The sequence below is a fragment of the Lentzea sp. NBRC 105346 genome (assembly GCF_030269605.1).
Taxonomy (GTDB): domain Bacteria; phylum Actinomycetota; class Actinomycetes; order Mycobacteriales; family Pseudonocardiaceae; genus Lentzea.
Window position 1 is genome coordinate 245,760 of the sequence record NZ_BSTQ01000002.1, and the last position, 24,803, is coordinate 270,562.

The window sequence follows — 24,803 nt, forward strand, 5'->3', positions numbered from 1 at the left end:
ATCCTACGAGGGCTTCTCGGGCCGGTCACCGCGGATCACCACCAGTTCCTCGTACCGCAGACCGGGCTCGACGAGCCCGTGCCATTCCAGGAAACGGATCCGGCTCCGCAGCACCGGGCCGAACGGGATCCACCGCCGGTCGACGACGGACGCCTTCAGCCCTGCCGCACGCAACCGGTCCAGCGTCAGCTCCGCACCGCACAGCCCCGAGTGGACGAGCAGCATCGTCCCGCCGGGCCGTAACAGGTCGAACGCCTTGTCGCACAACGGGTCCAGCAGGTCGCGACCGTCGGGCCCGGCGTCCCACGCGCGTTCCATGACCTCGTCCGACGGCACGTACGGCGGGTTCGCCAGCACGAGGTCGAAGGTGTCACCGCCGACCACGCGCAGCACGTCGCCGAGCCGCACGCGCACGGGCTGCCCGATGGTGTTGAGCCGCGCGGTAAGCACGGCGCGCAGCGACACGTCGACCGCGACCACCTCGGCGGCACCGGCGCGCAGCGCGGCGAGCGCCAGCGCACCGGTGCCGGTGCCCACGTCGAGGACCCTCGCGCCGGGCGGGATCGCTGCGCCGCGCAGCACCTGGGCCAGCAGCCTGGTGTCCTCCTGCGGCGCGTACACGCCCGGTGCCCGAATCAGCCTCACAGTGGGGAAATACCGCTCACCGGACGTTCCAAACGTCCACAGTGGCTATTGCTACCGAAGGTCAACTGCGAGAGAGCTCCTCGCTCACGGCGTTCGGACCGTTGTACTGCCGGTCGGGCAGGCCGCGCAACTGGCTCAGCACATCGTCGCCGGCGCCGTTCTCCTCGGCCTTGGCGACGAGCTGGTCCTTGCCGACGGGATAGTCGATGCCGGACAGGTGTTTCTGGATCTGGATGGGATTGCTGATGGCAGCCGTGTACCCCTCACGCGCCGGCCGAACCGGGTTCGCTCATCGTCCGGTGCAGCTTCGCCTTCACCGGCTCCGGCAGCACGCGGCTCACGGCGGCCTGCACCTTGTTGCGCAACGACCCCGCGACGACGTGGTCCTTGCCCTTCATCAGCGCCTCGAACCCCGCGCGGGCCACCTCGGCGGGGTCGTCCTTGGATCCCTGCGCCACCTTGGTGTCCTGCATGCCGGCGCGGTCGAAGAAGTTCGTGTCCGTGGGACCCGGCATGAGCGTCGTGACGGTCACGCCGGTGTCCTTCAGCTCCTCGCGCAGGCCCTGCGCGAACGACGCCAGGAAGGCCTTCGACGCGGAATAGACGGTCTGGTAGGGCCCCGGCGTGGTGGCGGCGACGGACGACGTGAACAGCACACGGCCCGCCTTGCGATCCACCATGTCCGCGACGATCCGGTGCGTGAGGTGGATCGACCCGGTCACGTTCAGGTTCACCACCTCCAGGTTGTCGTCGACGGACGTGTCACGGACGAAGTCCCCGCCGACACCGACCCCGGCGTTCACCGCCAGCACGTCGACGGGCCGGCCCATCGCCCGGACCTGGCTCACCAGCGCCTCGACGCCGTCGTAGGACGCGAGGTCGGCGCGCACGGGCACGACCTCGACGCCCGGCAGCTCCATCCCCGTCATGTCCTCGGCGGCCACGACGAGGTCGAAACCGTTGTCCGCGAACACCTTCGCGAGCTCCAGTCCGATTCCGCTCGACGCGCCGGTCACCACCGCGAGTGGTTTCACCGTTCACTCCTCAGCCATCGACAGTCGTAGGCCCCCAGTGCCATCGGGAGTTCCGCCCGCTCGCCCGTGAAGACGTCTGTGAAAGTGCCGTCGAGCGGCACCGTCACGTCGCGGTCGCCGAGGTTGTGCACGGCCACCACGGAGTCACCGTCGATCGAACAGCGGTGCGCCAGCACGGCGGGCTCGCCGACGTCCAGCACCTCGTAGGTACCCCAGGCGAACTCCGGGCATTCGCGATAACGCTCGATCAGCGTACGCAGCCACGACAGCAACGACTCCGGATCGCGCCGCTGCTCGTGCACCCGGTCCCATTCCATCGGGGTGCGCACGGCGAGGCGGCCCTCCTGCGAGAGGTCCTCCTCCATACCGATCTCCTCGCCGTAGAAGAGCACCGGCGTGCCCGGCAACGAGAACAGCAGGCTGTAGACCATCCGGATGCGGCGCATGTCGTGGTTCAGCATGCCGGGCAGCCGCCGGCGCAGGCCGCGTCCGTAGAGCTGCATGTCCTTCGACGGGCCGAAGGCCTCGAACACCTCCTGGCGTTCGGAGTCCGACAGCTTGTCCAGCGTCAGCTCGTCGTGGTTGCGCACGAACGTCGCCCAGTGCCCGTCGCGCGGCGGCTTCGGCCGTTCGCGCAACGCCTGCGCCAGCGGACGGGCGTCCTTGCGGGCCAGCGACAGGTACATCTGCTGCATGCCGATGAAGTCGAAGCACATCGTCAGCTCTTCGCCGGTGTCGTCCGGGTCGCCGAAGAACCTCATCGTGTCGTCGTAAGGCAGGTTGACCTCGCCGAGCAGGACGGACGAACCGTTGCGGCGGCCGATGAACGCCCGCAGGTCGGCCAGGTAGTCGTGCGGGTCGGGCAGGTGGTCCGACTGGGTCTCCAGCAGGAACGGCACGGCGTCCACCCGGAACCCGGAGAGCCCGAGCTCCAGCCACAGTCCCATGATCCGCGCGATCTCGTCGCGCACGGCCGGGTTCTCGACGTTCAGGTCCGGCTGGTGCTTGTAGAACATGTGCTGGTAGTACTGCTCGGTCTTCTCGTCGTACTCCCAGAGCGACTTCTCCTTGTCCGGAAAGACGACTCCCTTGTCGGCGTCCGGCGGCGGCTCGTCGCGCCAGACGTACCAGTCGCGTTTCGGGTTGTCCCGGCTCGATCTGGCCTCCTGGAACCACGGGTGCTGGTCGGACGTGTGGTTCACGACCAGATCCGCGATCACCCGCAGCCCGCGGTCGCGCGCGGTGCGGACGAACTCGACGAAGTCGCCCAGCGATCCCAGCCGCGGGTCGACGTTCTGGAAGTCGGTGATGTCGTAGCCGTCGTCGCGGTCCGGCGACGGGTAGTACGGCATCAGCCAGACACACGTGACACCGAGCGAGGCGAGGTAGTCGATCCGTTGCGCCAGTTCGTCGAAACCCTTGTCGCAGAACGTCTCCACGTCCAGGCAGTAGATGACGGCGGTCTTCCACCACAGGTCGGCGGTGCGGGTCAGCTTCACAGTACGGTTCCCTTCAGCTGCGGCAGGACCTGCTCACCGAAGGCGTCCACGAACGCGTCCTGCTCCTGGCCCACGTGGTGCAGGTTGATCTCGTCGAACCCCAGCTCGGCGTACTCGTGCAGCCAGGCCGCGTGCTGGTTGAGGTCGGCCGAGATGTTGACGACCTTCGCGACGTGCTCGGCGGGCACCTGCTCGGCGATCACGTCGAAGTGCTCTACGGTCTCGAGGTCCCAGCACACGGGCGCCGGGAAGACGTTGGTGCGCCACTGTTCGTGCGCGATGCGCCCGGCGGTCTCCTCGTCGGGCGCCCAGCTCAGGTGCACCTGCAGACACAGCGGCCCGCGGCCGCCCGCATCGCGGTAGGCCTCGGCCACCCGGCTGAGCTGCGCGGGCGGCGCGTTGACCGTGACGAGGCCGTCCGCCCAGCTCGCGCACCACTCCGCGGTCTCCGGCGTCACGGCGGCGCCGATCAGCGGCGGCGGTTCGTCGGGGAGCGTCCACAGCTTGGCGCGGTCGACGTGGACGAGGCCGTCGTGGCTGACCGTCTCGCCGCGCAGCAGCGCCTTGATCACGTCGACGCACTCGCCCAGCCGGGCCTTGCGCACGTCCTTGCGCGGCCAGCCCTCACCGGTGATGTGCTCGTTGCTCGCCTCACCCGTGCCGAGCGCCACCCACAGCCGGCCGGGGAACATCGCGGCGAGCGTGCCGATGGCCTGCGCGGTGATCGCGGGGTGGTAGCGCTGGCCCGGTGCGGTGACCACACCGAACGGCAGCGTCGTCGCCTGCAGCGCGGCCCCCAGCCACGACCAGGCGAAACCGGAGTGGCCCTGCCGCGCGCTCCACGGTGAGAAGTGGTCGGACGACATGGCGCAGCGAAAGCCCGCCTCCTCCGCGCGGCGCACGGTCGCCAGCAGGGCAGACGGGTGTACCTGCTCGTGTGAAGCGTGAATTCCGTACCTCGTCATGCACTTGTGGCTACCCGCATGCAACCTTGATCCACCGTCAGGTGTCTTTGTAGATGTGCACACCAAACTCCTCGCGCTGCTGTGTGCCCTCACGACGGTGACGGCGTGCAGCGCGTCCGGTCCGGGGGAACCGAATCCGGAGCTGGCACCACGCGGCACCACGATGACCACGGTCAAACCGAGCAGACAGGACCTGACGAACAAGGTCTCGTTGACCGGCAAGGTCACGATGAACCCGATGTTCGGCCTGGTCGCGCCGGTCGCGGGCCAGGTCAGGTTCCTCGACGTGAAAGCGCCTTCCGGCACTCCGGCGAAGCCGACACGCGTCGCGAACATCTGGGCGAACGGCACGGCCACACCGGTCGAGGTGCCCGCGGGCGCGGTGCCCGGCGCGCGCCTGGTCGACGACAAGGCGACCGTCACGGCCGGCATGCCGATCTTCTCCGCGAAGCACGCCGCCTACGGCATCGTCGCGGACGTCGCGGGCGACCAGGCCTACAAGATCACCGACTCGCTCGCCGAGGTGACCGCGCAGATCAAGAACGGGCCGGGCCCGTTCGCGTGCGCCGTGCTCGGCACGATCGCCGCGCTGCCCGCGGGGACCGTGCCGGAGACACCCACGCCGACCGAGCAGAAGCCGCCGCCGTCCGGGCCGCCGACACCGCCGGGTCCCCCGGCCGAACAGCAGAAGCCGACCGAACCGACCGGGCTGCGCGTCGTCTGCACGCCGCCCGCCGACGTGAAGATGGTCAACGGCGCGGCCGCGACCGTCGAGCTGATCACCGGCAAGGCGACCGGCGTGCTCGTCGTGCCGGTCGAGGCCGTCGCGGGCACCCAGGGCAAGGGCAAGGTCGACGTGCTCAAGGACGGGCAGCGGCAGACCACCGAGGTCGTGCTCGGTCTGACGGACGGCAAGGTCGTCGAGGTCAAGTCCGGCCTGACCGGTGACGAGGAACTGGCCGTGCCGGGCCCCAACCTCCCGGAAGCCCAGCAGGAGCCCGGAAGGCCGACCGGCCCGTGACCGCGCTCATCCAGTCCCCTTTGATCCAACTCAGCGGCATCACGAAAACGCTGAAGGGCCAGGACGAACCGCGCACCATCCTGTCCGGGGTGGACCTGACCGTCCACAGCGGACAGAGCGTGGCGATCCTCGGCCGCTCGGGCAGCGGCAAGTCCACGCTGCTGTCGTTGATCGGGCTCTTCGACCGGCCCGACGGTGGCCAGTACATCTTGGGCGAACGCGACATCACCAAGCTGCCGGAACGAAAAGCCGCTCAGCTCCGCAGTGCCGAGTTCGGGTTCGTCTTCCAGCGGTTCTTCCTGCTCAAGCACCTCACCGCCGCACAGAACGTGGCGATGGCGCTGGTCAACGGCCAGGGCTGGCACTCGCGGCGCAAGCGCAAGGCCAAGGTGCTGGCGGCACTCGACCAGGTCGGCATCGCGCACCTGGCCAAGCACAAGCCGCCGCGCCTGTCCGGCGGCGAACAGCAACGCGTCGCCATCGCGCGGGCATTGGTCCGCGAGCCCCGCGTACTGCTGGCCGACGAACCGACCGGCGCGCTGGACACCGAGACCGGCAACCTCGTCGTGGACGTGCTGCTCAGCGCCACGCACCGCGGTTGCGGCCTCGTGCTCGTCACCCACGACCACGACCACGCGGCGAAGATGGGCCGTGTGCTCAGCCTGCACGACGGGAAGTTGGCCTGATGCTGTCCGGAAAACTCCGCTCCGCGGTGATCATCGGCGGCCAGGGCATCCGGGCCCGCAAGCTGCGCACGTTCCTGTCGATGATCTCGCTGTTCATGGGTGTGCTCGCGGTCGTGACCGTGCAGGCCGGCGCCGAGATCGCCGAACGCGCGCTGCTGACCGACGTCGAGCTCACCCAGGGCATCGACGGCACGCGGGCGATGTACATACCGGACAACGGTGCCGCGATCGTCGAGGACACCGTGCGCGGCCGCAAGGACGCCGTCGCCGCGCTGAACATGAGCGCGATCATCGGCGAACCCGGCGTGCGGCCGGTGAACGAGGGCGGAATGCCGTTCGAGTACGCGGGCCAGGGCCGCGGCGGACCGCGCGGTTACAAGTGGTGCGACCAGAACGGGTGCTACGGCGCCGAGGAGACGCAGGCGCCCAAGCCGGACGGCCAGGCGATCGAGGTGCGCCTGTACGCGCTGACCGGTGACGTGCGCACGTTCCGGCCGTTCCGACCGGTCTCCGGGCAGTGGCTGGACTTCGCGTCCGCCCCGGCCATGGCGCCGCGCCTGGTGCTCAACCGCGAGGCCGCGAAGGGGTTGCGGCAGTACCACGTTCCGGCCGAGATGCAGGTGACCGGCGCTTCGGCGAACATGACGCCGCAGATCACCGGTGTGGTCGACGACGGCGGCATGGAACCCGCGGCGTATGTACGGATCGACGAGCTGCGCACGTGGTTGCCCAGTACTGCCAAGCAGAACGGCGGGCAGGGTGGTCCCGGGCTGCAACTGCTCCTGTCCCCCGGCACGTCCGATCTCGAGCAGACCTTGCGGGCTCGCCTGGTGGGACTGGGGATTCCGGCGGACCAGGTGCAGGCGCACGAGATCGACTCGCGGTCGCGGATGTCGTCGCAGCTGTCGATGATGCGGTGGATCTTCCTCGGACTGGCCGCGCTCGTGCTGCTGATCGGCGTGGCGGGGATCCTGAACGTCGGCCTCGCGACGGTCGGCGAACGCATCGAGGAGTTCGCGTTGCGGCGCGCGGTCGGCACGTCCCGCATGCTGCTCGCCGGAATCGTGCTGTCCGAGACGCTGCTGACCGGTCTGCTCACGGCGGGTGCCGCGATCGGCGCCGGGGTCGTCGGACTGAAGATCGGTTCGCAGATCTTCGGCGGGCGCCACCCGTCGTTGCAGGGCATCGAGTTCCCGTGGCAGGCCGGTGTCGCGGGCGTGATCGCCGGTCTGGTGGCGGGAATCCTGGGCGGCCTGATCCCCGCGATCCGGGCCGCCCGGATCCCCATCGCCACGGTCATGCGCGCGTAGTCACGCGGAGTTAGATCGACCTGACACCCGGTTGGGCGATTGCTTGCCCCGCACCCCGCTCGTTGGCACTAGTGGGAGCGATCGGTACTTCGCTTCCGCCGCACGGGTGAGCGCTGGGGTGATGCTGTTGTACAACAGGAAGTTCTGCACCAACCGGTCATGGAATCAGCGTGGGCGCGGTGCCTCCGTCGACGCGCAGGGCCGCGCCCGTCGTCGCGGAGGCGAGCTCGGACGAGACGTAGGTGATGAGGTTCGCGACCTCGTTGGGGCGGATCAGCCTGCCGAGCATGAGGGTTGGGCGCTGCGTGGCGATGAACTCCTGTTCACCGCCGTCCCCTACGCGATCTCGGATGAACTCTTCGACACCTTCGGTGAGGGTCGGTCCGGGAAGGACGGAGTTGACGGTGACGCCGGTGCCCGCGACCGCCTGGGCCATGCCGCGTGCGACGGCGAGCTGCGCGGTCTTCGTCATGCCGTAGTGGACCATCTCGGTGGGGACGAAGACCGCGGACTCGCTGGACACGAAGATCACGCGGCCCCAGCCGCGCTCGACCATGCGGGGCGTGTAGTGCCGGGCGAGCCGGACGCCGGACAGGACGTTGGTCTCGAAGAAGCGCAACCACTCCTCGTCGGGCACCTCGAAGACGGGCGCGGCGGAGAAGATCCCCAGGTTGTTCACGAGCACGTCGACGTCGGGCTCGGCCGCGATCAACGCGTCGGCGCCCTCGGCGGTGCCCACGTCGACGGCGACGCCGCGGGCGGATCCGCCGAGCTTCGCGACGGTCTCGTCCACCCTGGACTGAGAGCGCCCGTTGACGATGACGGTCGCACCGGCTTCGTGGAGTGCACTGGCGGTCGCGAGACCGATACCGGACGTGGAGCCGGTGACGAGGGCGGTGCGGCCAGACAGATCGATATTCATCGATTCCCCCGATAGACTTGCATTGGACGATTACCAGCGTACGCAATAGTTGCAGACGCTGCTTATTGGGAGTGAGCCGTGTCACTGACCGACGACGCTGTGCAAGCACGCGCCCAGGGCTGGCGCACCCTGGCGGCCCTGCACGCCCGCATCGAGGACCGGCTGGAGCGGGCGCTGCAACGTGAGCACGACCTGTCCGTCAGCGAGTACACCGTGCTCGACGCACTGAACCGCCAGGTCGGCTTCCATCTGCGGATGAACCAGCTGGCGAACGCCGTGGTGCTCAGCCAGTCCGCGACCACGCGGCTGGTCACGCGGCTCGAGGACCGCGGGCTGCTGCAGCGCTACCTGTGCCCCACCGACCGCCGCGGCATCTACACCGAGGTCACCGACAAGGGCCAAGAGCTGCTCGCCGAGGCCCGGCCGACCCACGATCGAGTGCTCAGCGACGCGCTGGACGAGGCGGACGGGCTGCCCGAGCTCGCACCACTCGTGAGGGCGCTAGCCCAGCTCTGACCGACCGAGCAAGATCGGTGCGGTGACCTCGATCCTCGACCTGATCCGCCGCGACGCCCCCGCGGCGGAGTCCACCCGCCAGTTGACCGACGCGGTCGTCACCGCGCTCGTGGACGAGGGGCTGCACCGCCTGATCAGCCCCAAGCAGTACGGCGGCGCCGAGCTGGGCCCGCCCGAGTTCAGCCGCCGGGTCCAGGAGTTCGCCCGCGCGGACGGCTCCACCGGCTGGACGATCATGACGACGTCCATCTCGGCCGCGCTCGCGTGGTACCTGCCGGTTCCAGGCGCGGACGAGGTGTTCGCGGACCCGCGGTCGGTGATCGCCGGAACCGCGGCGCCGGTCGGCCGGGGCGTGGTGGCGGACGGCGGTTACACGATCACCGGGCGCTGGGGCTGGGGCAGCGCGACGCCGCACAGCCAGTGGATCATCGGGTCGGCGATGACGCCGGACGGGCCGCGAATGTGCGTGTACCCGCGTGCCTCCGTGACGATCCACGACACCTGGGACTCGGCCGGGCTGTGCGCGACCGGGTCGCACGAGTTCTCCGTGTCCGACGTCTTCGTGCCGGTCCGGCGTGCGATGTGGCCCGCGACGGACGCTCCCGGCCTGGAGGGACCGATCCCGTCGTTCCCCTACTTCTGTTTCCTGGCCATCGGTGTCGCGTCGGTCGGACTCGGGATCGCGCGGCGGGCACTGGACGAGATCGAGGCCCTGGCCGTCGAGAAGACGCCGCAGCACGCGTCGGCGCGGCTGGCCGAGCAGACCGGGGTCCAGATCGACATCGCGGTGGCCGAGGCCCGGCTGTCGTCCGCGCGGGCGTTCCTGCTCGACGAGCTGGAGACCTGCTGGGAGCTCGCGGTGGCCGGTGCTGACGTTCCCGTCGAGGCACGCGGCCGGCTGCGGCTCGCATGTTCGCACGCCGCCGCCGAGTCCGCCGAGGTCACGCGGCTCGCGTTCGCCCTGGGTGGCGGCACGTCGGTGTTTTCCTCCTCGGCCCTGCAGCGCTGTCTGCGGGACGCGCACGTCGCCGGTCAGCACACCATCGTGTCCCGGCGGCTCCTCGAGACGTACTCCAAGATCCGCTTCGGCTTCGGCCCCGACACGGCTCGGTTCTGACATGGATGCGCTGGAAGCGATCATGACCACGCGGGCGATGCGGCGGCTCCGGCCCGATCCGGTGTCGTCGGAGGACCTGTGGACGTGCCTGCGGGCGGCCCAGCAGGCTCCCCACGGCGGGAACGTGCAGCTGCTGCGCTACGTCGTGGTGACGGACAAGGGCCTGCGGGCTCGTATCGGCGAGGTGTACCGCAAGGCGTTCGACGTGTACGCGGACGCGTTCCAGAACGAGACGCCGGCCGCCCGGCACCTCGCGGACAACATCGGCTCGGCGCCCGCGCTGGTGTTCTTCCTCATGCCGGTGATGGAGTGGGGCGGCGGGCTGGACATCGGGCCGCTGCACGCGTCGATCTACCCGGCGGTGCAGAACTTCTGCCTGGCGGCGCGAGCCCTGGGGCTGGGCACGACGCTCACCACGGTGATCCGGGTGCACCAGGCGGAGGCGTTGGAGTTGCTCGGGGTCTCGTCGGGCTTCGAGATCGCCGCTCTGGTACCGGTCGGTCACCCGGAGGGGTCGTTCGGCGTGGCCGCGCGGCGTGACGTGAAGGAGCTCGTGCGCTGGATATAGGCTCGCGACCATGCCGGACACGCAGTACGAAGACCTGCTCCGCCACGTCCTGGAGACGGGCACGCACAAGGAGGACCGCACCGGAACCGGGACGCGGTCGATCTTCGGGCACCAGCTGCGCTACCGGCTCGCCGACGGGTTCCCGCTGGTCACGACCAAGAAGGTGCACTTCAAGTCGATCGCCTACGAGCTGCTGTGGTTCCTGCGCGGCGACTCCAACGTGAAGTGGCTGCAGGACCACGGCGTGACGATCTGGGACGAGTGGGCCGCTCCCGACGGTGAGCTCGGTCCCGTGTACGGGGTGCAGTGGCGGTCGTGGCCGACGCCCGACGGCGGGCACGTCGACCAGATCAGCGAGGTGCTGCACACGTTGCGCACCAACCCCGACTCGCGGCGGATCATCGTGTCCGCGTGGAACGTCGGCGAGATCCCGCAGATGGCGTTGCCGCCGTGCCACGCGTTCTTCCAGTTCTACGTGGCCGACGGCAAGCTGTCGTGCCAGCTGTACCAGCGCAGCGCGGACCTGTTCCTCGGGGTGCCGTTCAACATCGCCTCGTACGCGCTGCTGACGCACATGGTGGCGCAGCAGTGCGATCTCGGCGTCGGTGACTTCATCTGGACCGGCGGCGACTGCCACATCTACGACAACCACGTCACGCAGGTCCGGGAACAGTTGTCACGTAAGGCTTTCGCGTTCCCTTCTCTGGAGCTGCGGCGGGCGTCCTCGTTGTTTGACTATTCGTACGAGGACTTTTCCGTTGTGGGATACCAGCATCACCCGGCGATCAAGGCTCCGGTGGCGGTGTGATCGGCCTCGTGTGGGCACAGTCGTCGACCGGTGTGATCGGCCGGGACGGCACGATGCCGTGGCACCTTCCCGAGGACATGGCGCATTTTCGAGAGCTGACGCGCGGCGCTTCGGTGATCATGGGGCGGCGGACGTGGGAGTCGTTGCCGCCGCGGTTCCGGCCACTGCCCGGCCGGCGCAACATGGTGCTGTCGTCGGGGGTCGTTTCCGGCGTGGAGACGTTCCCGTCACTGGAAACGGCTCTGGCGGCCGCTTCCGGTGACGTGTGGGTGATCGGTGGTGCGGCGGTGTACAAAGCGGCGCTGCCGTTCGCGGACACCGTTGTGGTGACGGAGATCCAGGAGCCGTTCGAGGGCGACACGTACGCACCGCCGGTGGACCGCCCCATTCAGTCCACTTCGGACTGGATGGTGTCTTCGTCAGGCCTGCACTACCGGTTCGTTCGTTACTAGGTTTTACAGGTCCGGCGGGCGCTGCTGCTCGGCGAGGAACCGTTCGAACTCGGCACCGAGTTCGTCGGCGCTCGGGATGTCGTCGCCCATCGCCTGGGTCTGGACGAACGCGTCGTACTGCCGTTCGAGCGCCTCGACGACCTGCCCGACCTCGTCGGACTCGGCGACCTGCCGGTGGATCTCGGCGTCGGTGCGCTGCGCGGCCTCCAGCAGCTTGTCGATCTTCCACGACAGCCCGGTGGCCCGAGCGACGGCGTCGAGGAGCGTGACCGCGGCCGTCGGGTAATTCGACTGCGCCAGGTAGTGCGGCACCTGCGCGGCGAAGCCCATGGCGTCCTGGCCGTGCTCGCCGAGCCGCAGCTCGATGAGCCCGGCGACGTTGCCGGGCACCTGGACGCGGTTGAAGAACGGCTGGTGCTCGGAGACGAGCTCGGCCCTGGTCGCGTGCGCGATCACCCGCAGCGGCCGGGTGTGCGGTACCCCCATGGGAATGCCGTGGAAGCCGACGACGAGCCGCACGCCCCACCGTTCGACGAGCGAGTGCACGGCGTTCACGAACCGCTCCCACCGCTGGTCCGGTTCGGGCCCGCTGAGCAGCAGGAACGGTGTGCCCGCGTCGTCGTGCAGCAACCGCACGACGAGCTCGGGCTTCGCGTAGTCCTCCCAGTGGTCGGTCGCGTAGGTCATCAGCGGCCGGCGCGACCGGTAGTCGATGAGCTCGTCGACGTCGAACCGGGCGATGACGCGGTTCTCGTAGGTGCTCAGCAGGTGGTCGGCGAGCAGGCGTCCGGCGGCCCCGGCGTCCATGAACCCGTCGAAGTGGTGCAGCAGCACGGCTCCGGTGAGGTCCGGAACCTCGGAGTCGACCTCGTACAGGTTCTCCGGATCGTGCACCACTACCTCCTCTTTGGCGATCTTTCTCGGTACAAGCCAACCAGACCGGTTCGAATTCCCGCTTCGAGGGTATTCCTCCCGCATGAGACGGCGCTGGGTGACGGTCGCGTTGGTGTTCGCCTCGGTTCTCGTTCTGGTCGGGGTCTTCGTTGTTCGGTCTTCCCCGTTCTCGGGTTCCTCCGACACGGTCGACCGCAGTCAGCCCGCCGTGCTGAAGGCGGTGCGGGATCTTTCGCAGTTCCACGCCGCCGCCGGCGACTACCAGGTCGTGCTGGACATCGAGAAGGACGTGAAGTGGGTACCGTCCGCGCTGGCGGGCTCACGGACGTTGTTCGTCGCCGCGGGAACGGTGAACGCGTACGTGGATCTTTCGAAGGTCGCCGAAGACGGCCTGACCGTGTCGCCGGACCGGAAGTCGGTTTCTCTTGTGCTGCCTCCGGCCGCGCTGGACAAACCCAACATCGACCACTCGCGCAGCTACGTCTTCTCGCAGGAACGCGGTCTGATCGACCGGCTGAACTCGCTGGTGTCGTCGCCGGACGACCAGGGCCATTTCTACGTGGCGGCCGAGGAGAAGATCACTTCGGCGGCGCAGTCGTCGGGACTGCGGGAGCGCGCCCGTGACAACACCCAGGCGATGCTGACGGGCATGCTGTCCGCCCTCGGGTTCCAGGTCACCGTGCGGTCAGCGGACTAGTCCCACCAGAAGGCCCACTCGTGGGCGTTCTTCAGTTCGTCCGCGTAGGCCCGGAGCGATTCGGTGCCCTGCCAGACGTTGTCCGGGCACAGCGCGAAGTGCTCGGCGGCGATCCTCAGGGCTTGTTCGTCGTCCTGGGGCGGGTTCGCCACGCTCATGTGGAGCAGGGAGTGGTCCTCGAGCCCGACCACCCGTGCGCCGAACCGGTCCTCCCAACTGCGCAGCACGGCGGCGATCTTGCCGGTGTCGTTCTCATAGTTGACCGGGCCCGCCCAGCCCATCGTCGCGAGTGCGTCGGCGCCTCGTTCCGCCGCGACCAGGCCCAGTCGTCCGGTCTGTAGCAGGCGCTCGGCGAGTTTCCCGGCGCTTTCGCCGGGGTCGTTCCGGGCCGGCGTCGCGGGCGCGAGTCCGGGCCAGTCCTCGCCGAACGGGTCGGTCACCGGCTCGAGTTCGTCCTCCTCGGGGTCGATCGCCGCGCGGTCGCGCCACCACCCGGCCAAGAGCTTCCCGGCATTGTGCGTGTCGGGTGCCGTGATGCTGTCGTGCCACACCTCACCGGTCACCCACGGCCGGTCCCCGATCAGCACGAGCGGCCACAGCCTGGGGTCGTCGTACAGGCCTCGCCAGGTGTTCGCGTCGACCGGGCCGTCACTGAGCCAGAAGGCCGGTTCGCCGTTGCCCTCGTCCGCCCGGATGACACGTCCAGGTGGCAACGCGATCGTTTTCAGGAGGTCGGTCAGCACGGGGGGACTTTAATGGGGGCATGACCGAACCCGATTACACCGAAGACGGCGTGCCCACGTTCGACTTCGTACGCGACAAGATCGAGAGCCGGTTCACCACCGGTGAGGCGGCCACCGAGCTGGCCGGTGACCCCGGAGACGTGGCGGAACAGCTGCGTGAGCGGGAGGCTGCTGGGCGCGACCGGCTGGAGGAGATCCGGCGGTCGATGCGCCCCTCCGAATAGCGTTTTCCCAGGTTTTCCCAGGTCGGTTTTGGTCAACGGCCCGTTCGCGCCACCGACTCCGGGTTTCCCGCAACTTTTCGGCCCCGAAATTCGTTCCGCGAGGAAGGAAGCGCGGGGGGCGGCGGGCAGGAACACGGGCCCGGCCGAGTTGTCCACAGGCCGACTGTTTCGGGCCATTCGTGTCGGGGGTCCCGGCTAGGATCTGGATGTGGAGGACGAGTTACTGGCCTGGGCACCACAGCCGGGCGCCCAGCCACGGGTGAGCTTGCCGGGCTACAGCGACTTCAGGCTGATCGCGACAGGCGGAGAGGGGGCGATCTACCGCGCACGCCAGGACGGCCTGGGACGCGACGTGGCGGTGAAGGTGCTCGCATCCCTCGCGGACGCCGCCCGCTTCCGGCGCGAACTGGCCATCACGGTCGAGCTGGGCCGCCAGCACCCGCACATCGTGACCGTCCTGGACACCGGCACCCTGCCGGACGGCCGCCCGTGCATCGTCATGGAGTACTACGAACGCGGCTCCCTGCACGACCGCCTGCGCGCCACCGGTCCCCTGCCGGTCCCGGACGTGATCGCAGCGGGCATCGCGGTCGCCGACGCCCTGGCCTTCGCCCACAACTCGGGCATCCTGCACCGGGACGTCAAGCCGCAGAACGTCCTCGTGCTGCCGACCTCCTACGTGCTGGCGGACTTCGGCATCGCCCGCGGCTTCGACGCCGAACACTCGGCGTCGCTGCAGATGGTCAGCTACCGCCACGCCGCGCCCCAGATGCTCGACGGCGACTCACCCGCGGCGGCCGACGACCTGTGGTCGCTCGGCTCGACCCTCTTCACCCTCCTCGAGGGCAAGCCGCCCTTCGCGTCCGACAACCCGGACGAGGACACCCTCCTGTCGTACGCCGGCCGCGTCCGGTCCGGCGCGCCGCGGGCGCTGACGCGCCCGGACGTGCCGCCGGCGCTGGTGGCGGTGATCACCCGATGCCTGCAGAAGGACCGCGCGGCGCGGTTCGCCGACGCGGGTGCGTTGCGGGACGCGCTTTCGGCGGCGGGCGCGGTGTCCGTGGCCGATTCGGTGCCCGTGGCCGATTCGGTGGCCGTGGCCGATTCGGTGGCCGTGGCCGATTCGGTTTCGGTGGCCGGCTCGCTGTTCGAGGCCGGTTCTGTGTCCACTGTGGACCCTGATGCCACGTCGCTGTCGCGCGACCGGGTCGAGATCATTCCCGACGGGCCGACCGCGGCCCCTGGATTCGGGCCGATTCCGGCGCCGCCGGAGGAACCCACCGCGGTCGTGGAGCCCGATCCCGAGCCGGTGCGGACGTGGGTCGAGCAGTTGGACGACTTGACGCGACGCCAGAATTCGGTGAACGTCCAGACGATCAGCACGCCGGGCGCGGCGGTCCCGACAGAAGCGGTTCCGGCGGCCGACGAACCCAGCACGGATCGCCTGGCGCCGGCTCGGAAACGGCGCCGCGGGCCCGTTTTGGCGGTGCTCGCGCTCGTGGCGGTGACGGTCGGCATCGTGCTGGGCGTGGTGCTGAACAAACCCGCGCCGCCAGCCGCGAACCCGAGCACCCCGACGGTCCAGCCGTCGACAGGGGCGGGAGCGGCGGGACCGGCGACGTCGGCGCCCGAGACGACAGCGAGTGTGCCGCAGGGTGGGGACCCGAAGTTCTCGCCGGTGCTCAAGCGCGCCGAGTTCGACGGGCCGGTCATCGAGCTCGAGTGGACCGATCCCAGCGGGGGCAAGGCGCAGTTCGTGGTCGTGGACGTGTCGGGGACGAAGCCGCAACCGTTGCTGACGGTGGCGGCCGGCGGCACCAAGCACACGATCGAGAACGCCGGGGACCGGCAGCGGTGCTTCCAGATCCTGGCGATCGGGCTGGACGACCCGACGACGCAGCGCGGCAGCTCCGCCAAGGTCTGTGCGGTGCGCAACTAGCCTCCGCAGTAGCCGATGGTGTCCGGACGGCGATAGGCCGAGATGCGCCAGCCGTCCTGAGTCTGCTTCGCGGTGAGCGCCCCCAACTCCGCAGTCGGTAATCTCGACGAACTTCTGCTTGTCCTCCTTGGGGTGCGGCGCCACGGCAGGGGGCCGACAGAACCGGGCGCTATTCAGAATAAGCAACCCTCGAACGGGTGATCAGCGGTACAGGCACAGGAACCGGCAGTCAGGATTCGGCGCGGAACTCGTCCGCGATGCCGCGCAGGAACTCGCGGCACTCGTCGCCCTTCAGCGTGTGCTGCTGGAAGTACTCGAACAGCTCCAGGTGCTCGGCCACGTCGGCAGGGTCACGGAGCACGGTCGCGCCACCATGTGTCTCCACAAGGACAAGGCGCTCGTCGTAGACCATGAAGATGTTCAACGGCAACCTGGATAGAACCACGTCGAGCGGAAGCACCTCGATTCTCACCGACGGCAGGTGGCTGGCCGCGACCAGATGATCGACCTGGTCAGCCATCCCCGCGGGCGGGAGCAAACGGTTCCGCACCGCGGTCTCGGTGAACAGGAACGTGAACGTCTTACCGGGCAAATGCAGCAACTCGTGCCTGGCGAGCTTCGCCTCCACCAGCCGGGCCTTCTCGTTGTCGCCGTACTTGGACAACGGGCTGTACACGTTGCTCACGACGTACTCGCGCGTTTGCAGCATTCCAGGCGGCATCACGGGCAGCACGTACCTGATGTGGGATGACTGCTCGACCAGGCCGGTCAGCTCCCGCTGCCACCGCGTCGCACCCCGCTGTCGTCCATCCCGTCGGCTTTCGTACTCGGTGTTGGCTACCTTCGCCAGCTCGAGCAGTTCTCGCGCCTGATCCTGCGGCACCTCCAGGGCCCGAAGGATCTGCTGCACATCGGTGATCGAGGGCAGGAGCCGGCCATTCTCGATCCGCGAGATCTTCGACTGGCTCATGTGCGTGCGCGCTGCCAGCCGCTCACCGGACAGACGAGCGGCTTTGCGCAGATGCCGAAGGATCTTCGACAGATCCGCACGGTCGAAGTCGATCTGAGCCGGGTCGAGCATCAGCTGTCGAGTGTCTCCTCGTATGTCAGAAAGGGGACAGAGTGGTTCAGTGCCAACTCCTTGTACCGGCGGTGTTGGGCCAACGCGGTGTCCGGCAGCAGCTCACGTTCGAGTGGCGTGCCGTTGTCCGAGGAGTAGTACAGCTTGATAACGGCTTCATCATCGAGCAGGGAGAAATCGTAGTCGGGCAGGCCTAGGTTCCCGGTTCGCGAGACGTCCAGGATCCTGAGGTCTTCGCCGGCCTGCGCGTAGTGGTGGTACGACAGGAAGACATAGCGCTGGTAGTCCGTCAACGGGGGCTCGATGACGTAGACACGCTGAAAGCCACCACCCGCTGCGACCAGCCGCCGGATCCGCCCGAACCACGGCGAATCGGGGTCTATCTCGCGGGTGCCCGTCTCGAGGTACCTGCGAAACTCGGGTTGCTCGTAGTCGACCGTGTACACGGGGTGCACCTGAAGGCGGAAGCACCACTTCGCCGCATCGATCCGGCCGACGTACTCATCGCGCGTCAACACACCCTCACGGTGTGGCATTCGCGGCCTCCAGCAAGAGCGCGACGGGAATCTCGACAATCGCTTCACCGAGCGGGGTGTTGATGTAGTCCACCAGATCGCCCTGTACCGCGATCGTGCCGCGTTCGGTCAGAAACACTGCCGGACAGTCGATACCGTCGTCACACGTTCCGGCCAGCTTGGTCATCCGCACGCCCTACTCCCCTCGTTCACTACTGAGGGTAGGGCAGGGGTCTGACAAAACCGGCGGCTATTCAGGGTTCGGAATAAGCGACCCTCGAACGGGTGATCAGCGGCGCCACAGCGGCCGGGGATCCAAAGACCACAACAGCTTGCGGTACCAGGGAACCGTGCGGCGCACCTGCCGCGCCGCCGTGCGCGCCAGCGACCACGCCTCGGGCGCCGCAGGGGCGTCGGGGCTGAACGCCGCGCGGTCGGCCAGTACCGCCAGGCGACCTCCGGCGGGGCCTAGACCACGCGCCACGTCGGGGGCCGTCCGCGACGCGGCGGGCGAACGCCCGGCCAGCAACAGGGCGTCCAGTACGTAAGCCCAAGCACCGGGAGGACCGGCGAGGCGCAGCCGCATCCGGCGTGCGAAACGCAAGCCCCACAACAGAAGCGGAACCAGCAACACCGTCAGCAGCCACAGGGGCTGGAAGCCGGACGAAACGACAGGTGACGGAACCGGCGCGGGCGCCACCGAGGGAAGTGCCAGCGGTGGCAAGGAAGCAGATGGCGGCGGAGGTTGCGCCGTGGTGGAGGCCAGGCGGTTCAGGACCTCGCGTTTCGACGCCGCGCTGGGGCCGCTTCCGTTGCCCGACACGGGATCGAAGGGCACCCAGCCCCAGTTCGTGAAGTAGACCTCCGGCCACGCCGTGGCGTCGGCCGCGCGCACGATGCGGTCACCGGTCGGAGAAGCGGGCACCGGTTGGAAGCCGACCACCACGCGGGTGGGCAGGCCGACCGAGCGCGCCAGGACTGCGAACGACGAGGCGAACTGCTCGGCGGTGCCCGCCTGCGCGCCCGCGGAACCCGGAGCGCCGAACAGGAAGGTTTCCAGGCGGGCGTAGGAGGAACCGACCGGGGCGTCGGCGTCCGGGCGGCGGTTCAGGCGCACCACCTGTTCGATCGCCACGGCCTTCTCGTAGGGGGTGCGGGCGTTCACTACGATCTGACGGGCGTAGTCGGCCAGCGAGAACGGCAGGTGCGGCAGCGCCAGGTAGCGGCGAACCTCCGGGCCGGACGGGACGGTGGCCGTGGCGAGTGACTCGTCCTGCGGTGTGTCCAGCACGCCGCGCACGGTGTAGCGCAGGCCCGTTCGCACGCCCTCGGCCAGCACCAGCGAGCCGGAGTTGGGCTCGACCATGGCGTCGCTCAGGCTCACCGACGACGGCTTGCCCACGCCGGGAACCCACTCCCCCGCCAAGGCACCGATCTGCACGTCGACCAGAGCGTCCAGGGTGCGGCTGCCGAGAGGGAGGTCGGGCGCCGACACTACGCCCAGCGGGCCGTAGGTGGACGACGCCTCCCACGTCGCGCCGGAGTAGTCCGACAGCGTCATCAGGCGCATCGGGACTTCCGGGCCACGCGTGCGGAAGAGTTCGGTGTCACCCAGAGCGGCCCAGGAAGCCAGTTGTGGCAACGGGTTCGCCACCGCCACGTCGGTCACCGGGGGTCTGATCAGCTTGCGGGGTTCGAAGGCGTCGCCGCGCGGCAACACGATCGCCACCAGCGCCAGCAAGGCCAGAACGAAGCCCACGGGCGGGGCGATCGGGCCGCGGCGGTCGGCGATCAGCCAGCCTACGGCCAGCAGCAGCACCAGCAGCAACGCGACCAGGCCGTAGCGGTCGGTGCGACCGGCGGTCAGCAGCGCGCCCGCCACGTACAGCACGGAAGCACCCAGAGCGGGCGCGAACAGCGAGGATTTCCTCGACACCGCAACGGATACGACGACCGAGGTGCCGAACACCAGCAGCAGTCCCGGCGTCAGCAGCTCCGGCGTCGACGGGGCCGGGCGGGCCGCGGTGAGCAGTCGGGGCACGCTGTCCAGTAGCACCTGCGTCGGGTCGGAACGGCCGGGAACGGCTTCGCGGCACGCGAAGTAGCCGCCGGCGAAACCGAGGACCAGCATGGTCAGCACCGCCAGACCGGCGGGCATCCAGCGCTTCAGCAGCAGTGCGCCATAACCGGCCACAACGGACAGTCCGAAGAGGACAGGAATTCCGTCCCACGCAAGCCCGAGCTGCACGGCCGCGACGACCAGGACCACACCGGACCAGAGCGGTTTCATCGCGCCACCACCGCGTTCCAGGCGTCCAGCAGGTCCTCGGCCCGCGGACCACGCAGCATCAGCACCGAACCGGAAGCCGAGACCTCGGAAACCGGCGAAACCTCCAGCAGCACACCGACCGCCGCCCGACCGGCCTCCAGCAACAGGGAGGAGGACGACGAACCGCAGATCACCGCCACCACGTCGAGGTCGCGCACCGGAACCACGGCACCGCCACCGGAAGCCGGCCGCAGATCGGCCAGGGCCGCCAGAGCCGCGTCGGAATCGGTGCCGGGAAGATCCAGGGAACCCGACGTGGTCAGCAGGTGGACCGGATGCCCGTCCTCCAGGGCGGACGACACCAGCGACGCGGCCACCTCCACCGCGTGCTCGAACGCGTCGGCCGACGGATACGCACCGTCGTCCAGCAGAACGGCTAGGTGCGGGCGGGCCGGGTCGGCGTCCTCGCGGACCATCAGGGTTCCGGTGCGCGCGGACGTCGCCCAGTGCAGGCGGCGCAGGTCGTCGCCCGGGACGTACTCGCGCAGTCCGACGAGGTCGGTGCCGCCGCGTTCGACGCGCTCGTCGGCGCCCACCTGGCCGCGGCGCACGCCGGACGGCAGGCCGCGCACCGGCAGCACACGCGGGACCACCCGCACCTGCACGACCTCGCCGAGCACGACCCGCGCGAAGGCCAGACCGGCCAAACCCTTGCGGTGCAACGTCAACGGGCCCACATCGAACACGCCACGCACAGCCGTGGGAATCGGATACTCGACCGCGACCGGCGACCCCGGCGCGAGCACCGGGACATCGACCACCACGGGCGACCCCGCGACCATGTCCGACGCGTCCACCGCCACCGGCCATCGCGTGCCCGACGACTCCAGCGACAGCCGCCCCGAGCACCGGCCCAAGCGATGCACGGTCCGCGGCCGCACCACCCGAGAAGGCACGATCGGCGGCGACCTCAGCACCGACACAACAGCGGCGACGACCAGGCCCGCGAAAGCCAGACCGAGACCGGCCACCCCGGGATACCGCCACCACAGGCCCAGCCCGACGAGCACCAGGCCCAGCACCAGCACCCCGGTGCCGCGCAGCGTGAGTCTCATGCGGGCTTCGGCACCGGCACGGTCGCGAGCACGTCCGACAGCACCTCGTCGGTCGTCGTGCCGGACAGCACCGACTCACGCGTCAGCACCAGGCGGTGGGCCAGCACCGGCGATGCCAGGTCCTGCACGTCACCCGGCACCGCGAAGTGGCGCCCGCGCGACGCGGCATAGACCTGCACCGCCCGCACCAGCACCCGTAAACCACGCGTGCTGGCACCGAGGCGCAGCCGGCCGTCGGACCGCGTCGCGGCACCGAGATCGCTGATGTAGCGCAGGATCGGATCGGCCACGTGCAACAACGACAGCCGCCGGCTGAACTCGCTGATCTCCCGCGGGCTGGACACCGTGCGGACTCCGCTGATCCGCCCGGCACCCGAACCGGGCCGCAGCACGTCCAGCTCGTCGTCGACCGACGGATAGCCGATCGACGTGCGCAGCATGAACCGGTCGAGCTGGGCCTCGGGCAGCCGGTAGGTGCCGTCCAGGTCGATCGGGTTCTGCGTGGCCACCACCAGGAACGGGTCCGGCACGGCGTGACCGACGCCGTCGACGGTGACGGTCCGCTCCTCCATCACCTCGAGCATCGCGGACTGCGTCTTCGCCGCCGCGCGGTTGATCTCGTCCGCCAGCACGATGTTCGCGAACACCGGACCCGGCCGGAATCGAATCTGACCGGTCTGCGGGTCGTACACCGACGTGCCGGTGACATCCGACGGCAGCAGGTCCGGCGTGAACTGCACCCGCCGCGACACGCCTCCCAGCGCACCGGCGACCGCCCGCGCCAGGGTCGTCTTTCCCGTACCGGGCACGTCCTCCAGCAGCACGTGCCCGCCCGCGAACATCGCGACCAGGACCAGGTCGATCACGTCCCGTTTGCCCCGGACCGCGGTCTCCACCGCGTCACCGAGGCGCGTGTGCAGGTCGCGGAACGCGAGAACCTCGCCGTCGCCGATTGCCGTGCTCACTCTTCCTCTTCTCTACGACGGCCGATGCGCAACAGGTAGGCGCACGCGAGCAAACCCAGTCCGCCGACACCCATGGGCGCCGTCTCGATCGACCTCGGGATCTGACACGGCTTTCCACCGCACGTGTCTTCACGGACGGTCGCGCTGCGGGACGCCGAGTCGACCTGACCGCTGCCCGACGCGGCATAGGCCCGGACCACGATCCGGTTGATGCCGATGTCGAGGTCGATCCGCGCGGACGTCGCGTTACACGCGATCGGCGTCGAGTACCCGTAGGTGGTGTTCACGACCTCGCACCGGCCGTTGTGGCTCGCCCACGCCGGGGGCGGCGCCATGTTGACCGTCCGCTGGTACGACGTCTGCGTCCCGACGATGCCGGTGATCACGGTGGCACCGGCCGGGGGTAACGACGGTGGCGGTGGCGTGGTGGTCGTCGTCACCGGAGGCGGAGTTGTGGTCGTAGTAGTAGGCACGATCGGCGGAGTAGTGGTGGTAGTTGTCGTCACCGGAGGCGGTGTCGTCGTCACGGGAGGACCGCCGGTCACCGTCCACGACGCCGTCCCCGCGGGCCCGGTCGACGAACCCGACGACGCCGCGACCGACACGTCCAGGCGGCCGTTGGTGCAGAAAGTCGTTCCGCCGCAAGGCAAGGCCAGGTCGGCGGACGTGGAGGCCGACTGCGCCGACTTCGACCCGCCGGTGAACGACCCGGAGCCGGTCACCACATACCCGACCGACCCCGCCACGGCCGTCCAGCTCACCGTCACGGTCAGCGTCGAGGCGTTGCGCGACTTCTCCCGGACCGAGATCCCGGTCGGCGCCGCCAACGCCGACACCGAAGAGGACGGAACCGAAGGCGGCGTCACCACACCGGAAGACGAGTCCGTGTTACCACGCGGCGGCTTGATCGGCTCGTTCGGCTGCGGCGGCGGAGGCGGTGGCACGGAAGGCAGCGGCGAGCGGTCCGGGTTCGTCACCTGGAGCTCGGGACTGCGGATCGTCACCGACCGCGTCGAGCCGTCCGCGTCCACGAGCACACCCGTCGACGAGCCCGGCACGTTCACGAACAGCCGGCCGTCGTCGAACACGAGCTGAATGTCGTCACCGGGTGCGGCCACGTCATCGCCGCCGCGCTTGCCCGACCGGTCGAGAATGATCACCTTGCCGGACCCGCGGCACGGCACGTACACCTTGTCGCGGAACACCGCGGGGCGACCGGGTTTGGGGCAACCGAGAGCGCCCACGTCGACCCGGATCACCTGGCCGTCCACGACGAGCACCACGGTCGAAGCGTCGGGAACCGAGGCAGGTACGAGACTGTCCGGCGACGTCTGCGCCGCGATCACCTCACCGGTCAACGACACCGTGGTAGCGGACACCGCGGATCCGGTGCCGTCCTGCACCACGACACCCGCGTCGAGCCCCATCAACGTGACACCGGTGTCGTGCGGCACCAGCACCGTGCGCGGCCCGGCGCCCGAGATCGACCGGTGCGACCGTTCCACGAAACGCTCTTCGTCGTCGGACCACTCCAGCGCACGCAACGTGCCGCCGTGGTCGACGAGCCACAGGACGCCGCGCTCGTCGACGACGACGTCGGCCAGCGGCTGACCCGCCTGCCACGCCGTGCCGACGTCCGCCAGCGTCACGGGATCCGCGGTGTGGACGGTGCCGGCCGCACGGTCCACGACGAACACGTGCCCGCCCGCCACCAGCACCTTCGAGCCCGGACCGGGCGGCGCCTGCCGGCGGCCGGAAGCGAGCAGCGTCGAGAGATCGATGACGGTGATCTGCCCGGACCGCCGGTCGAGCACGATCAGCCGGCCGTCCTCCTGCGCGATCTCCAGCTGCGCGTCGGCACCGCTGATCTGCAACCGGGTCTGGGGTTTGCCCGACGCCGGGTTGACCTGCACGACCTCGCCGCGCTGATCGTCACCGAGCCAGGTGAGCCCGTCGGACACCTCGACCGAGGTGCGCGAGATCCCGTGCCCGAACGCCGCGCCCGCGAGCAGCAGGACACCGAGCAGGGCGGCCCCGAAACTGGCCGACTCCCTGCCCCCACTGCCGACCAGTCGTCTGAGCAGCCGCATGTACAGACCTCCTCCACCCGCCCGGGATGCTAACCCGCCCCTCTGACAATTTCGGAAGCCGAACGGTTCCTGGATCACCCATTGCGACCAACGGCCGACCGGATAGGGCAGAGTGGACGCATGGAGATCCCAGGACTGGGCCTGGCCAAGTCAGCCGTCAACTGGGCCGTGGAGTCCGCGGTCACCGTCGCCTCGGTTCCCGGTCGCATCAACACGTTGCTGACCGAGGTGGAATCACTCGTCAAACGGGTCGACAAGGTCGTCACCGACGCCGAGGAGGCCGTCGACGAGGTCCGCGCGATCACCGCCCACGCGGGCGAGGTCGCGGACGGCGCGAGCGCGGTCGTGACCACCGCCGAGCACACCGCGCGCACCGCGGGCGAGCTGATCACGCTGTACGAGCCGGTCGCGAAGCAGGCGCATCCGCTCGCGCTGCGGTTCGTCGAGGAGCTGTCGCCGCACGAGATCGAGGCGGCCATCCGGCTCGTCGACGAGCTGCCAGGACTGACCGAACGCCTGGTGAACGACATCCTGCCGATCCTCGCCACGCTGAACCGGGTCGGCCCGGACGTCCATTCGCTACTGGAGGTCACCAACGACGTCCGGCAGGCGATCCTCGGCATCCCCGGCTTCGGGTTCATGCGCAAGCGCGGCGAGAACAAGGAAATCGAGAACAAAGAGGTGTGAGTGCCGCCGGGAGTGGGTACTCCCGGCGGCATGACTGCACC

Annotated in this window: 27 protein-coding genes; 12 read left to right on the top strand and 15 right to left on the bottom strand. The window is 69.4% G+C overall.

Features of this window, described 5'->3' with window-relative positions; genetic code table 11:
* Positions 1–3 precede the first annotated feature (3 nt).
* The 5 genes from QSK35_RS05435 to QSK35_RS05455 form a co-directional block, all read right to left on the bottom strand.
* Positions 4–645 carry a HemK2/MTQ2 family protein methyltransferase gene (locus QSK35_RS05435; protein WP_285742892.1) on the bottom strand — a complete coding sequence of 214 codons (642 nt, stop codon included), beginning with the start codon at positions 643–645 and terminating at the stop codon, positions 4–6.
* 61 nt (positions 646–706) lie between these two features.
* Positions 707–892, bottom strand: coding sequence for a DUF2795 domain-containing protein (locus QSK35_RS05440; protein ID WP_285743593.1), 186 nt, complete (start codon positions 890–892; stop codon positions 707–709).
* Between the two features lie 16 nt (positions 893–908).
* Positions 909–1,679 (bottom strand): SDR family NAD(P)-dependent oxidoreductase, encoded by a 771-nt coding sequence (locus QSK35_RS05445; RefSeq protein ID WP_285742893.1) that lies wholly within the window; start codon positions 1,677–1,679, stop codon positions 909–911.
* Positions 1,676–3,178, bottom strand: coding sequence for an alpha-amylase family protein (locus QSK35_RS05450; RefSeq protein WP_285742894.1), 1,503 nt, complete (start codon positions 3,176–3,178; stop codon positions 1,676–1,678). The genes QSK35_RS05445 and QSK35_RS05450 overlap by 4 nt, the downstream gene beginning before the upstream one ends.
* Positions 3,175–4,143: a TIGR03885 family FMN-dependent LLM class oxidoreductase gene (locus QSK35_RS05455; protein ID WP_285742895.1), complete on the bottom strand. Its 969-nt coding sequence runs from the start codon at positions 4,141–4,143 to the stop codon at positions 3,175–3,177. The genes QSK35_RS05450 and QSK35_RS05455 overlap by 4 nt, the downstream gene beginning before the upstream one ends.
* A gap of 55 nt (positions 4,144–4,198) precedes the next feature.
* On the opposite strand from QSK35_RS05455, the gene QSK35_RS05460 reads away from it, so the two are divergent.
* From QSK35_RS05460 to QSK35_RS05470, 3 genes are read left to right on the top strand one after another with little or no spacing between them, the layout of a single operon-like run.
* Complete coding sequence (locus QSK35_RS05460; protein WP_285742896.1) at positions 4,199–5,164, top strand: efflux RND transporter periplasmic adaptor subunit; 966 nt, start codon at positions 4,199–4,201, stop codon at positions 5,162–5,164.
* 20 nt (positions 5,165–5,184) lie between these two features.
* On the top strand, positions 5,185–5,850 hold the full coding sequence (locus QSK35_RS05465) for an ABC transporter ATP-binding protein (protein ID WP_285742897.1): 666 nt from the start codon (positions 5,185–5,187) through the stop codon (positions 5,848–5,850).
* Positions 5,850–7,160 (top strand): ABC transporter permease, encoded by a 1,311-nt coding sequence (locus QSK35_RS05470; protein ID WP_285742898.1) that lies wholly within the window; start codon positions 5,850–5,852, stop codon positions 7,158–7,160. The genes QSK35_RS05465 and QSK35_RS05470 overlap by 1 nt, the downstream gene beginning before the upstream one ends.
* A gap of 157 nt (positions 7,161–7,317) precedes the next feature.
* On the opposite strand, the gene QSK35_RS05475 is transcribed toward QSK35_RS05470, so the two are convergent.
* Positions 7,318–8,082, bottom strand: a complete 765-nt coding sequence (locus QSK35_RS05475; RefSeq protein ID WP_285742900.1) for an SDR family NAD(P)-dependent oxidoreductase — start codon at positions 8,080–8,082, stop codon at positions 7,318–7,320.
* A gap of 78 nt (positions 8,083–8,160) precedes the next feature.
* Between QSK35_RS05475 and QSK35_RS05480 the strand changes: the two genes are divergently transcribed.
* The 5 genes from QSK35_RS05480 to QSK35_RS05500 are packed head-to-tail and all read left to right on the top strand — an operon-like array spanning position 8,161 to position 11,543.
* Complete coding sequence (locus QSK35_RS05480) at positions 8,161–8,598, top strand: MarR family winged helix-turn-helix transcriptional regulator (protein WP_285742902.1); 438 nt, start codon at positions 8,161–8,163, stop codon at positions 8,596–8,598.
* A gap of 22 nt (positions 8,599–8,620) precedes the next feature.
* On the top strand, positions 8,621–9,715 hold the full coding sequence (locus tag QSK35_RS05485) for an acyl-CoA dehydrogenase family protein (RefSeq protein ID WP_285742904.1): 1,095 nt from the start codon (positions 8,621–8,623) through the stop codon (positions 9,713–9,715).
* Position 9,716: 1 nt separating this feature from the next.
* On the top strand, positions 9,717–10,283 hold the full coding sequence (locus tag QSK35_RS05490) for a nitroreductase family protein (RefSeq protein ID WP_285742906.1): 567 nt from the start codon (positions 9,717–9,719) through the stop codon (positions 10,281–10,283).
* Positions 10,284–10,293: 10 nt separating this feature from the next.
* On the top strand, positions 10,294–11,091 hold the full coding sequence (locus QSK35_RS05495) for a thymidylate synthase (protein WP_285742907.1): 798 nt from the start codon (positions 10,294–10,296) through the stop codon (positions 11,089–11,091).
* Entirely contained in the window at positions 11,088–11,543 is a 456-nt protein-coding gene (locus QSK35_RS05500) for a dihydrofolate reductase (protein ID WP_285742909.1), read from the top strand. Before QSK35_RS05495 ends, QSK35_RS05500 begins: the two co-directional genes overlap by 4 nt.
* A gap of 3 nt (positions 11,544–11,546) precedes the next feature.
* Here QSK35_RS05500 and QSK35_RS05505 read toward each other — a convergent pair whose 3' ends face one another.
* Positions 11,547–12,440, bottom strand: a complete 894-nt coding sequence (locus QSK35_RS05505) for a proteasome assembly chaperone family protein (RefSeq protein WP_285742911.1) — start codon at positions 12,438–12,440, stop codon at positions 11,547–11,549.
* Positions 12,441–12,519: 79 nt separating this feature from the next.
* On the opposite strand from QSK35_RS05505, the gene QSK35_RS05510 reads away from it, so the two are divergent.
* Complete coding sequence (locus tag QSK35_RS05510) at positions 12,520–13,134, top strand: DUF4230 domain-containing protein (protein ID WP_285742913.1); 615 nt, start codon at positions 12,520–12,522, stop codon at positions 13,132–13,134.
* On the opposite strand, the gene QSK35_RS05515 is transcribed toward QSK35_RS05510, so the two are convergent.
* Positions 13,131–13,877 (bottom strand): DUF4253 domain-containing protein, encoded by a 747-nt coding sequence (locus QSK35_RS05515; RefSeq protein ID WP_285742915.1) that lies wholly within the window; start codon positions 13,875–13,877, stop codon positions 13,131–13,133. The two genes, QSK35_RS05510 and QSK35_RS05515, sit on opposite strands and share 4 nt — an antisense overlap.
* 20 nt (positions 13,878–13,897) lie before the next feature.
* Between QSK35_RS05515 and QSK35_RS05520 the strand changes: the two genes are divergently transcribed.
* Together QSK35_RS05520 and QSK35_RS05525 are read left to right on the top strand one after the other, a co-directional pair.
* A complete protein-coding gene (locus tag QSK35_RS05520; RefSeq protein ID WP_285742917.1) occupies positions 13,898–14,101 on the top strand; it encodes a hypothetical protein in 204 nt (67 codons plus the stop codon).
* Positions 14,102–14,309: 208 nt separating this feature from the next.
* On the top strand, positions 14,310–16,040 hold the full coding sequence (locus QSK35_RS05525) for a serine/threonine-protein kinase (protein WP_285742918.1): 1,731 nt from the start codon (positions 14,310–14,312) through the stop codon (positions 16,038–16,040).
* A gap of 229 nt (positions 16,041–16,269) precedes the next feature.
* Here the strand turns inward: QSK35_RS05525 and QSK35_RS05530 are convergent, their stop codons facing one another.
* The 7 genes from QSK35_RS05530 to QSK35_RS05560 form a co-directional block, all read right to left on the bottom strand.
* Positions 16,270–17,121 carry a helix-turn-helix domain-containing protein gene (locus QSK35_RS05530; protein WP_285742920.1) on the bottom strand — a complete coding sequence of 284 codons (852 nt, stop codon included), beginning with the start codon at positions 17,119–17,121 and terminating at the stop codon, positions 16,270–16,272.
* Positions 17,121–17,639, bottom strand: coding sequence for a DUF6879 family protein (locus QSK35_RS05535; RefSeq protein ID WP_285742923.1), 519 nt, complete (start codon positions 17,637–17,639; stop codon positions 17,121–17,123). The genes QSK35_RS05530 and QSK35_RS05535 overlap by 1 nt, the downstream gene beginning before the upstream one ends.
* Positions 17,640–17,643: 4 nt before the next feature.
* Positions 17,644–17,829: a hypothetical protein gene (locus tag QSK35_RS05540; RefSeq protein WP_285742925.1), complete on the bottom strand. Its 186-nt coding sequence runs from the start codon at positions 17,827–17,829 to the stop codon at positions 17,644–17,646.
* A gap of 96 nt (positions 17,830–17,925) precedes the next feature.
* Positions 17,926–19,926 (bottom strand): transglutaminase TgpA family protein, encoded by a 2,001-nt coding sequence (locus QSK35_RS05545; protein ID WP_285742927.1) that lies wholly within the window; start codon positions 19,924–19,926, stop codon positions 17,926–17,928.
* Entirely contained in the window at positions 19,923–21,020 is a 1,098-nt protein-coding gene (locus tag QSK35_RS05550; RefSeq protein WP_285742928.1) for a DUF58 domain-containing protein, read from the bottom strand. The genes QSK35_RS05545 and QSK35_RS05550 overlap by 4 nt, the downstream gene beginning before the upstream one ends.
* Positions 21,017–21,985: an AAA family ATPase gene (locus tag QSK35_RS05555; RefSeq protein ID WP_285742930.1), complete on the bottom strand. Its 969-nt coding sequence runs from the start codon at positions 21,983–21,985 to the stop codon at positions 21,017–21,019. The genes QSK35_RS05550 and QSK35_RS05555 overlap by 4 nt, the downstream gene beginning before the upstream one ends.
* Positions 21,982–24,075: an NHL repeat-containing protein gene (locus QSK35_RS05560; protein ID WP_285742932.1), complete on the bottom strand. Its 2,094-nt coding sequence runs from the start codon at positions 24,073–24,075 to the stop codon at positions 21,982–21,984. The genes QSK35_RS05555 and QSK35_RS05560 overlap by 4 nt, the downstream gene beginning before the upstream one ends.
* 120 nt (positions 24,076–24,195) lie before the next feature.
* Here QSK35_RS05560 and QSK35_RS05565 point away from each other — a divergent pair, with 120 nt between their 5' ends.
* Positions 24,196–24,762 carry a hypothetical protein gene (locus QSK35_RS05565; protein ID WP_285742934.1) on the top strand — a complete coding sequence of 189 codons (567 nt, stop codon included), beginning with the start codon at positions 24,196–24,198 and terminating at the stop codon, positions 24,760–24,762.
* Positions 24,763–24,803 lie beyond the last annotated feature (41 nt).

What these genes read in the sequence shown, in the direction of transcription:
- QSK35_RS05455 (WP_285742895.1), bottom strand. Translation starts at nt 4,143, where the DNA reads ATGACGAGGTACGGAATTCACGCTTCACACGAGCAGGTACACCCGTCT.
- QSK35_RS05470 (WP_285742898.1), top strand. Translation starts at nt 5,850, where the DNA reads ATGCTGTCCGGAAAACTCCGCTCCGCGGTGATCATCGGCGGCCAGGGC.
- QSK35_RS05475 (WP_285742900.1), bottom strand. Translation starts at nt 8,082, where the DNA reads ATGAATATCGATCTGTCTGGCCGCACCGCCCTCGTCACCGGCTCCACG.
- QSK35_RS05490 (WP_285742906.1), top strand. Translation starts at nt 9,717, where the DNA reads ATGGATGCGCTGGAAGCGATCATGACCACGCGGGCGATGCGGCGGCTC.
- QSK35_RS05495 (WP_285742907.1), top strand. Translation starts at nt 10,294, where the DNA reads ATGCCGGACACGCAGTACGAAGACCTGCTCCGCCACGTCCTGGAGACG.
- QSK35_RS05510 (WP_285742913.1), top strand. Translation starts at nt 12,520, where the DNA reads ATGAGACGGCGCTGGGTGACGGTCGCGTTGGTGTTCGCCTCGGTTCTC.
- QSK35_RS05520 (WP_285742917.1), top strand. Translation starts at nt 13,898, where the DNA reads ATGACCGAACCCGATTACACCGAAGACGGCGTGCCCACGTTCGACTTC.
- QSK35_RS05530 (WP_285742920.1), bottom strand. Translation starts at nt 17,121, where the DNA reads ATGCTCGACCCGGCTCAGATCGACTTCGACCGTGCGGATCTGTCGAAG.
- QSK35_RS05545 (WP_285742927.1), bottom strand. Translation starts at nt 19,926, where the DNA reads ATGAAACCGCTCTGGTCCGGTGTGGTCCTGGTCGTCGCGGCCGTGCAG.
- QSK35_RS05550 (WP_285742928.1), bottom strand. Translation starts at nt 21,020, where the DNA reads ATGAGACTCACGCTGCGCGGCACCGGGGTGCTGGTGCTGGGCCTGGTG.
- QSK35_RS05560 (WP_285742932.1), bottom strand. Translation starts at nt 24,075, where the DNA reads ATGCGGCTGCTCAGACGACTGGTCGGCAGTGGGGGCAGGGAGTCGGCC.
- QSK35_RS05565 (WP_285742934.1), top strand. Translation starts at nt 24,196, where the DNA reads ATGGAGATCCCAGGACTGGGCCTGGCCAAGTCAGCCGTCAACTGGGCC.